The sequence below is a fragment of the Agromyces sp. P1_H4 genome, assembly GCF_056405255.1.
In genome coordinates this window covers 1-1566 of sequence record NZ_JBFUCL010000527.1, presented here as the reverse complement: position 1 = coordinate 1566, position 1566 = coordinate 1, and the positions used below count along the sequence as shown (strand labels likewise).

Sequence of the window (1566 nt, the reverse complement as noted above, 5' to 3'; positions counted from 1 at the left end):
GCCCGGCCCGATGCGGTGATGCTCGCAGCGGTGAGCGCCGCGAGGTCGGCGCCCTCGGCGTCGGGCCACGCGACGATCGCGCTGTCACCGGCGTCGAGGCCGAGGCGCCCGCGGAACGCGTTCGCGAGCCCGAGGGCGTGGTCGTGCACCTCGGCGGCGTCGAGGGACGCGGCGAATCCGAGCGCGGCCTCGGCGCCGGCCCACGCGTGCCAGGCGGGGGAGACGTCGAACCGGGTCGCGTCGCCGGCGAGGTGGAGGTCGGGCCCGTAGCAGGAGGACCACGGATCCGCTCCCGAGTACCATCCGGCCGTGTACGGCGTCAGCTCGTCGGCGAGTCGCCCCGAGACGGCGGCGAACGCGGCGCCGCGGGGCGCACCCAACCACTTGTAGGCGTGGCAGACGATGAAGTCTGCGTCGAGGTCGGTGGTCGGCAGCCAGCCGGTGGCCTGGGTCGTGTCGACGAGCACCCGCGCTCCGGCGTTCCGGGCGGCATCGGCGACGGATGCCGCGTCGGCGATCTCACCCGTCGCCGACTGCACGAGCGAGTACGAGACCATCCACGTGTCGGGGCGCACCTCGTCGGCGACGGCGGCGAGCGGCACGTGGCGCACGCGCAGGTCGCTCCGGGCGAGGAAGGGGGCCACGACCGAGGAGAAGTCGCCGTCGATGCACAGCACCTCGGCGCCCGCGGGGGCGGATGCCGCGGCGAGCCCGGTGAACACCGAGACCTGGGAACCCGTGGCGACGCGGGCGGCGTCCACGCCGAGGAGCGTCGCGGCGTGGCCGCGAGCGCGTTCGAGGGTCGCGGAGTAGTCGGCGGCGCTCGCGGTGCCGGACGCCCAGCGTTCGAGGTCACTCAGCACGGCGTCGCGCGTGACGTCGGCGGGCAGCCCGAGCGTGCAGGCGGCGAGGTAGCCGCGGCCGGCGGCGAATCGATCGCGGAAGGTGGACATGGCTCAAGTCTCGGCACCGCTGATCCATTCGACAACCGCAGGTGAGTGATCATATGCATGCCATGGAGTTATGATTCGACCATGTCCGACGCATCGATCGAGGGACTCGCCGCCGCGCTCGACCTGCAGACCGTGCGGGTGGTGCGGCAGGTCGCCGAGCACGGCTCACTCACCGGGGCGGCTGAGGCGCTCGGCTACAGCCAGCCCGCCGTGAGCCAGCAGCTCCGTCGCTTCGAGGCGCGCACCGGCATCGCGCTCGTCGAGCGGGTCGGCCGCGGCATCCGGCTCACCCAGTCGGGGCGCGTGCTCGCCCGGCACGCCAACGCGGTGGMGACCGCGCTCGAAGCCGCGGCCGGCGAGCTCGCCGAGATCCGCGGCCTTCGTGCCGGCCGTGTGCGGCTCGTCGCGTTCCCGTCGGCATCGGCGACGCTCGTGCCCCGCCTCATCGCGGCGCTCGGCGCGGCGCACCCCGGCGTGGGCGTGACCTACGTCGAGGCCGAGCCACCCGAGGCGGTCGCCGCCGTGCGCGCCGACCGGGCCGATCTCGCCATCACCTTCAGCTATCCGGGCGACCGGGACGACCCGCACCGCGCCAGCGCGCGCGGGCTCGACG

Annotated in this window: 2 protein-coding genes; one reads left to right on the top strand and one right to left on the bottom strand. The window is 74.8% G+C overall.

All coding sequences use genetic code 11. The annotated features are described in order from the left end of the window. Positions 1-953: aminotransferase class V-fold PLP-dependent enzyme (locus AC1DY2_RS19655; RefSeq protein ID WP_476763941.1), on the bottom strand; the 953-nt coding region annotated here is incomplete at its 3' end. An 81-nt stretch (positions 954-1034) separates the two neighbouring features. Here AC1DY2_RS19655 and AC1DY2_RS19650 point away from each other — a divergent pair. Next, on the top strand, positions 1035-1566 hold a 532-nt coding region (locus AC1DY2_RS19650), incomplete at its 3' end, for a LysR family transcriptional regulator (RefSeq protein ID WP_476763940.1).